We start from the raw sequence: 7,286 nt of genomic DNA, 5'->3' as shown, positions 1-7,286 counted from the left end.
CTACACCCCCTTTACACCATTTTCTGATAAAGGGATTTAAGATCGAAGTATGTAAAGAAAGTTTAAGAGATTGAGTCATGAAACGCATTGTACTCATTGCCGGATTTGAATCATTTAACGCTGATTTATACCGAAAAGCAGCAGAGTCAGCCACTTCCCGCTGTCTGGAGTTAGAAATTCAAGTATTTAGCGATCGCGCCCTGACTACGGAACCAGATAAAGTAGAAACTGCCCTGAAAAATGCCCAAGTCTTCTTTGGTAGCTTACTCTTCGATTATGACCAAGTAATGTGGCTGCGAGCAAGAGTGCAGCACATCCCCATCCGCTTGGTATTCGAGTCTGCCCTAGAATTAATGAGTTTAACCCAAATCGGTGCATTTAAAATTGGGGATAACCCCAAAGGAATGCCCAAACCCATTAAATTTATTCTCGATAAATTCAGTAATGGGCGAGAAGAAGATAAATTAGCAGGCTACATCAGCTTCTTGAAAACGGGACCAAAACTCCTGAAATACATTCCCGTGCAAAAAGTCCAAGACTTGCGCAACTGGCTAATTATTTACGGATACTGGAATGCTGGCGGCTCCGATAATGTCGCATCAATGTTTTGGACAATAGCAGAGAAATATTTAGAATTAAAAGTAGGAGAAATCCCCCCACCAGTAGAAACCCCCAATATCGGATTACTCCATCCAGATTATGATGGTTACTTTGAATCACCGAAACAATATTTAGCCTGGTATCAGCAGCAGATAGCCCCAAATAAATTAGTTACAAAAATCACTAATACATCATCCATTACATCCGTTAATAAATCCGTTGCCAAGGTGGTTGGTATTTTACTTTATCGCAAACACGTTGTCACCAAACAACCTTATATTGCTAAACTAATTCGCTATTTTGAATCAGCAGGATTAATCCCATTACCCATCTTTATTAACGGCGTAGAAGGGCATGTCGCCGTGCGAGATTGGATGACAACTGCTTATGAAACTCAACAGCGAGAAAAAGGTAACATTGAAACTCTATCCCTATCCAAAGAAGCAGTAGAAGTAGACGCAATTGTTTCCACAATTGGCTTTCCCCTAGTGGGTGGTCCCGCTGGCTCCATGGAAGGAGGAAGACAAGTAGATGTTGCCAAAAAAATTCTCACAGCAAAAAATATCCCTTATATTGTTGCCGCACCCCTACTAATTCAAGATATCCACTCTTGGACAAGACGAGGAATTGGGGGATTGCAAAGTGTTGTTTTATATGCTTTACCCGAATTAGATGGAGCCATTGATACAATTCCTCTTGGTGGTTTAGTAGGAGAAGATATATATTTAATTCCCGAACGAGTAAAGCGACTAACTGGGCGAATTAATAATTGGATTAACCTCAGAAAAACCCCACCATCTGAAAGAAAAATAGCCATTATTTTATATAACTTTCCACCTGGATATGGAGCGACAGGAACAGCAGCCTTATTAAATGTACCAAAATCCCTCCTTAAACTACTCCACGCCCTCAAAGAGCAAGGTTACCATGTCGGCGACTTACCAGAAGATGGGGAAGAAATCATCCGCAGAGTCAAAGAAGCCGATGAGATAGTCAACCAACCCCCAAAACCCAACAACCAACCCCCAACAACCAATAACCAACAACCAACAATAGTTAATGTTAAAACCTTACAAAAATGGCTAGGTTATCTCCTCACTACTCGCATCGAAAAACAATGGCAATCCCTCACAAGCACTGGCATTAAAACCTACGGAGATGAATTCCAGATTGGGGGTATTCAGTTAGGAAATATTTGGATAGGAGTACAGCCACCTCTCGGTATCAATGGAGATCCGATGCGGCTAATGTTTGAACGAGATATGACACCCCATCCCCAATATGCAGCCTTCTACAAATGGCTGCAAAATGATTTTAAATCTGATGCAGTAGTTCACTTTGGAATGCACGGCACAGTAGAATGGTTGCCGGGTTCTCCTCTAGGAAATACTGGCTATTCTTGGTCAGATATTCTGTTAGGAGATATGCCAAATCTATATATCTATGCAGCCAATAATCCCTCAGAATCAATCCTAGCTAAACGCCGAGGTTATGGAGTATTAATTTCTCACAATGTACCGCCATACAGTCGCGCCGGATTGTATAAAGAATTAATGGTACTGCGGGATTTAATCTCAGAATATCGAGAAGATACCGAAAAGAATTACGCCCTGAAAGAAGCTATCTGTAAAAAGATACTAGATACAGGATTAGATAGAGACTGTCCCTTTGAAGATGCGAAAAAGTTAGGTATTCCCTTCACACCAGAAAATACTAGGCTATTTAGCGCCCATGCTTTCAATGACTATTTAGTCAAACTGTACGAATACCTGCAAGTTGTAGAAAATCGCTTATTCTCATCAGGATTACATATATTGGGTGCAGCACCGAATCAGGAACAATTAGCATCTTATCTAGAAGCTTATTTTGGAGAAAACTTGGCAGCGGATGATGTAACGGATGGGGCAACGGATGTAACGGATAAGTTGTATAGAGATAGTAAAGTTTCCAGAATAACCAATAACACATCTGCTACCCCATCCGTTACATCCGCTACCTCATCCGTTGCCACCTCTATTGCCAAATTATTAATGCAAAACACCGATGAATTAACTAATCTATTACGCGGATTAAATGGCGAATATATTCCCCCTGCACCCGGAGGCGATTTATTACGAGATGGCATAGGAGTCTTACCAACAGGCAGAAATATTCATGCTTTAGATCCCTACCGAATGCCTTCCCCTGCTGCTTATGAAAGAGGAAGAGAAATTGCCCAAAAAATTATTGCCCAACACCTACAAGAAAATGGTGAATATCCGGAAACAGTAGCGGTAATGTTATGGGGATTAGATGCGATTAAAACTAAGGGTGAATCTCTCGGAATTCTCTTAGAATTAGTTGGAGCTGAACCCGTAAAAGAAGGTACGGGAAGGATTGTTCGCTATGAGTTGAAACCTTTAGCAGAAGTAGGGCATCCTCGGATAGATGTGTTAGCAAATCTATCAGGTATTTTCCGCGATAGCTTTGTCAATATTATTGAATTAATCGATGATTTGTTTAAACGTGCCGCAGATGCAGAGGAACCAGAAAACCATAATTTCATCCGAAAACATGTTTTAGCATTGCAATCCCAAGGAGTAAAGAATGCCTCAGCTCGATTATTTTCTAACCCGGCTGGGGATTTTGGTTCCCTAGTAAACGATCGAGTTGTTGATGGAAATTGGGAGTCTGGAGATGACTTAGGAAATACCTGGCAAAGTCGCAATAGTTTTAGTTATGGCAGACAAGATAAAGGTGAATCTCGTCCAGATATTCTCAACCAATTACTGAAAACAACTAGCACCATTGTCCAAGAAATTGATTCAGTGGAATATGGAATTACCGATATTCAGGAATATTACGCCAATACAGGTGGCTTGAAAAAAGCCGCAGAAAAACAACGGGGTAAAAAAGTTACTGCTAGTTTTGTCGAAAGTTTCTCGAAAGATACCACACCTCGTAAATTAGAAGATTTGCTCCGTTTGGAATATCGCACCAAGTTACTTAATCCCAAATGGGCAGATGCCATGGCAAATCAAGGCTCAGGTGGTGCTTATGAAATATCTCAACGAATGACAGCCTTAATTGGTTGGGGTGGTACGGCTGATTTTACTGATGATTGGGTGTACGAGCAAGCTGCTGATACTTATGCCTTAGATTCAGAAATGGCGAAGAAGTTACGAGAGGCAAATCCCGAAGCATTTCGTAATGTGGTAGGGCGGATGTTGGAGGCAAATGGGCGGGGTTTTTGGCAAGCTAGTGAGGAGAAGTTAAATAAGTTGCGGGAGTTGTACGATCTAACTGATAAGGAATTGGAAGGTGTGACGAGTTAATAACAAACTTACCCAAACCATATCTCTGTAGGGTGCGTTAGGCGAGAGCTAACGCACCATTCCCACTATATGTATAGATTCATTTCATTGTCACTTGACAAATACACCCAAACCGAAGTCACAATTTCTAACTGAACATCCTTTAATTTTCACATTAACCTCATATCTTCCTTCCGATCCTGGCACAAAAGGCACGATCGCGATCGCATAATTCGCCACATCGGAGGCTACTACCGTACCATTCATATCTTTGACGATTATGTCTACATCATTACAATCCCGATTGCATACCGCGACAAAACTATACTCTCGATTTCCATTGAGAAAGACTGTCTTGGGCGCTTGTACCCCTCTTTCCAGTTTACCCAAGGTGCGCGGGAATGCCAATTGATAGCCCTCATCGCCTTGGGCTTTAATTACAGCTTGAAGTTGAGCGTCTACTTCCGCTTCTGATGGATCTAAAGATCTCGCTGTAGCAGCTATTTGGAATGCGGTAATGCCAAGGAGCGCGATCGCAGGTAGAATCAGACGTTTAATATTCATGGTTATAACCTTAGTACATGATGACTCTAAATCGCCTATTCTACAACTTCCTTTCGCGATCGCCAATCTATTCTACCCATCCTTTCTGAAAATGGCTGTATCGTATAATCCATCACCCATCCATCGCTTCTAACTCTAACTCTGCTTGCTGAAACACGTAATTTAACGCTCCAAATAATTGCTCTATTTCTGAGATACTGTAGGATTTCATATTTTTGGTAAACAGATTCCCTTTTAGTTTCCCAAATTCCCATAACTTGCCATTAGAAACAATCCCAAAAATGGTTTGACTATCTGAAAAATTGTTGATTTTTTGGACAGCAACCATTTCCGCCAATCCTTGACCCCATCCTTCGATGAAGTCATCTTTTTTTGCTTCAACTGTTACAAATAAAGGCTCTTCAAAAATTTCTATGCCTAATGGAGATCGCTTTGCCAAGATGTAATCTGGTGTGCCGCACAGTTTGGCATCATACTCGATTGATTTGTGACTCCACAGGGTAAATTTATCTTTATACGACTTTGAAACTTCTCGCAAAATTGGATAAATCAACGTTTCACAGACAATATATTCTGAGTCATCAAAGGCAACCTCTGTTAGGGTATATTCTAATTCTTCTTTGAAGTAATCTCTAATTGGTAAATTTGCAGGAACAATATAATTTTCCTTGATTGACGTAATATTATATTCTTTGAGTACAGCGCCAATTTGTTTATAAGATGTAAAAGCCATTAATATAACACCTCTAGCTAAATTGGGAAACTTATCTGTTGATATTATAGCATTTATCCGCTTTTTTTTAAGATCAACCGAAATCTTACCCTAAAAGCTTCTCTGAACTCTATTCATCAAGGCTACTGATGAGCCAGTAGGTGAGCATTTCACCTTTCCCTTTTACACTAATTGCACTGCGTTGTTCAAAGACAAAGTGGTGCTTTAAACGATCGTAAAATGCACCAGTTACTTGAATTTTTCCTGGCGAACCAGTTGATTCCATCCGCGATGCAACATTGACGGTATCGCCCCAAAGATCGTAGCTAAATTTACTAATACCAATCACCCCTGCAACAACTGAACCACAATGAATCCCAATCCGTAACTGAAATGTTTGTTTCCACTTACTATTAAACTTAATGATAGACTGCTGCATATCAAGTGCCATTTTTGCAGTACGCGCTGCGATATCTACAATACTTTGCCCTGAATCGGATTCTGTTTGGGTAGTGGGTTCAGATGTTGGTAAGCCTCCCACAACCATATAAGCATCACCAATAGTTTTGATTTTCTCTAAACCATAATGTTGTGCTAATTGGTCGAAATCAGAGAAAATAGTATTGAGAATTACCACGATTTCTATGGGAGTTTGACAAGAGGAAAATTCAGTAAATCCTACTAAATCGGCGAATAATACGCTGACTTCTTCAATATGATCTGCAATGGGGTTTTCTCCCGATTGCAGGCGAACAGCAATAGATGGTGGTAAAATATTTAGTAATAGTAGTTCCGTTTGATCGTGTTGAAATTTCAGTGCTTCTTGTGCCACTTTCCGTTCAGTGATATCAGAAACAATCCCTTCGTAGTAAATAGTTTTCCCATTGGTATCTCGAACGACACGTACTGTTTCTGAAATCCAAATTGTTCTGCGATCTTGGCAATAAATCATTGATTCAAATCCAGATACTTCTCCCTTAATTTCTATTGCTCTACGAAATTCACTGCGACGGTTTTGGTTGACATATAATTGTGTATCTATATTTATTATGCTTTCCATCAACGCTTCACGAGAAGAATAACCATAGATTCTAGCTAGAGCAGAATTAACATTAATATATCGTCCATCCGGAGTCGATTGATAAATGCCTTCTATCGCATTTTCAACTATACTGCGATAGCTTTGTTCTGCAAGTTGTAACGCTTCTTCGGCCTGCTTGCGTAAGCGAAGCTCGTTATAGACATCGCTGATATCCCTCGCTACGAAAATTACAGAACTGTCTTCAAATGGAGAAATTGTCGCTGTAAACCATTTATTTTGGTTGTTAATATTTAAACTATATTCATAATTAATAGTATTTTTAGTTTTTAAAGCTCGATCGGCAATCTCAAACCAGACTGTAGCTGTTTTAGCATGAAAGAACTGCTCAATAGTTTGATTTAATTGCTCGATATTTTCTAAATCAGAACAAATTGAATGAGTGGGCAAAACCTCTAAGTCTCCAATATTACGATCTTGAATATGAATGATAATCGAAATATCTGGTATTGCCTCAAAAACAGTACGGATTCTTTTCTCATAAGTCATCAATCTTTCTTCTATAAACTGCCGTTCCATTATTTCAGTTTGCAGTCTTTGGTTAGCATCCTGAAGTGTCTCAGCCTGTTGTTGAAGTTGTTTTTGAAGAGAACGCAAACTCAGTTGATTTTCTACCCGTGCTAGAACTTCTGCTACTTTAAAAGGTTTAGTGATATAATCTGCTGCTCCTTTTTTAAAGGCTTGGATCAGATCTGCTTTGTCATTACTAGCAGTCAAGAAGATAATGGGAATTTGGCAGAAATATGAATTTTCTTTTAATTTTTCACAAACTTCTAACCCGTTCATCTCTGGCATCATTAAATCCAATAAAATTAGATCTGGCTGGATAGCATGGACAGATGATAAGGCTTGCTTTCCATTGGTAGCAAAACTAGTTTTGTAGCCTGTAAGCTCTAAGATTCTACCCATAACTTGGAGATTTTGGTGAAGATCGTCAACCACTAAAATCAAACAATCTGTCGGGTTAAACAGTGTCATAATAAGATAGACCCACTTTTTTAACAATTTGGAGAAGTTG

General features: G+C 39.6%; 4 protein-coding genes. 1 reads left to right on the top strand and 3 read right to left on the bottom strand.

Annotated features, from left to right (window positions below; all coding sequences use genetic code 11):
• The first annotated feature begins 77 nt into the window (after window positions 1-77).
• On the top strand, window positions 78-3,914 hold the full coding sequence (gene bchH, locus NJ959_RS23090; RefSeq protein WP_254014095.1) for a magnesium chelatase subunit H: 3,837 nt from the start codon (window positions 78-80) through the stop codon (window positions 3,912-3,914).
• A gap of 90 nt (window positions 3,915-4,004) precedes the next feature.
• Here bchH and NJ959_RS23085 read toward each other — a convergent pair whose 3' ends face one another.
• From NJ959_RS23085 to NJ959_RS23075, 3 genes are all read right to left on the bottom strand, one after another.
• Window positions 4,005-4,457, bottom strand: a complete 453-nt coding sequence (locus NJ959_RS23085; protein ID WP_254014094.1) for a hypothetical protein — start codon at window positions 4,455-4,457, stop codon at window positions 4,005-4,007.
• A 112-nt stretch (window positions 4,458-4,569) separates the two neighbouring features.
• On the bottom strand, window positions 4,570-5,190 hold the full coding sequence (locus NJ959_RS23080; RefSeq protein WP_254014093.1) for a hypothetical protein: 621 nt from the start codon (window positions 5,188-5,190) through the stop codon (window positions 4,570-4,572).
• A 109-nt stretch (window positions 5,191-5,299) separates the two neighbouring features.
• Window positions 5,300-7,246 carry an adenylate/guanylate cyclase domain-containing protein gene (locus tag NJ959_RS23075; RefSeq protein ID WP_254014092.1) on the bottom strand — a complete coding sequence of 649 codons (1,947 nt, stop codon included), beginning with the start codon at window positions 7,244-7,246 and terminating at the stop codon, window positions 5,300-5,302.
• Window positions 7,247-7,286 lie beyond the last annotated feature (40 nt).

The sequence above is a fragment of the Limnofasciculus baicalensis BBK-W-15 genome (assembly GCF_024178385.1).
Classification (GTDB): Bacteria; Cyanobacteriota; Cyanobacteriia; order Cyanobacteriales; family Coleofasciculaceae; genus Limnofasciculus; species Limnofasciculus baicalensis.
Note: the sequence above shows the minus strand (reverse complement) of the source record. Positions and strands in the feature narration are given on the sequence as shown.

Excerpts from the sequence above, each read along its gene's own strand:
- bchH (WP_254014095.1), top strand. The coding sequence starts at position 78 with ATGAAACGCATTGTACTCATTGCCGGATTTGAATCATTTAACGCTGAT.
- NJ959_RS23085 (WP_254014094.1), bottom strand. The coding sequence starts at position 4,457 with ATGAATATTAAACGTCTGATTCTACCTGCGATCGCGCTCCTTGGCATT.
- NJ959_RS23080 (WP_254014093.1), bottom strand. The coding sequence starts at position 5,190 with ATGGCTTTTACATCTTATAAACAAATTGGCGCTGTACTCAAAGAATAT.
- NJ959_RS23075 (WP_254014092.1), bottom strand. The coding sequence starts at position 7,246 with ATGACACTGTTTAACCCGACAGATTGTTTGATTTTAGTGGTTGACGAT.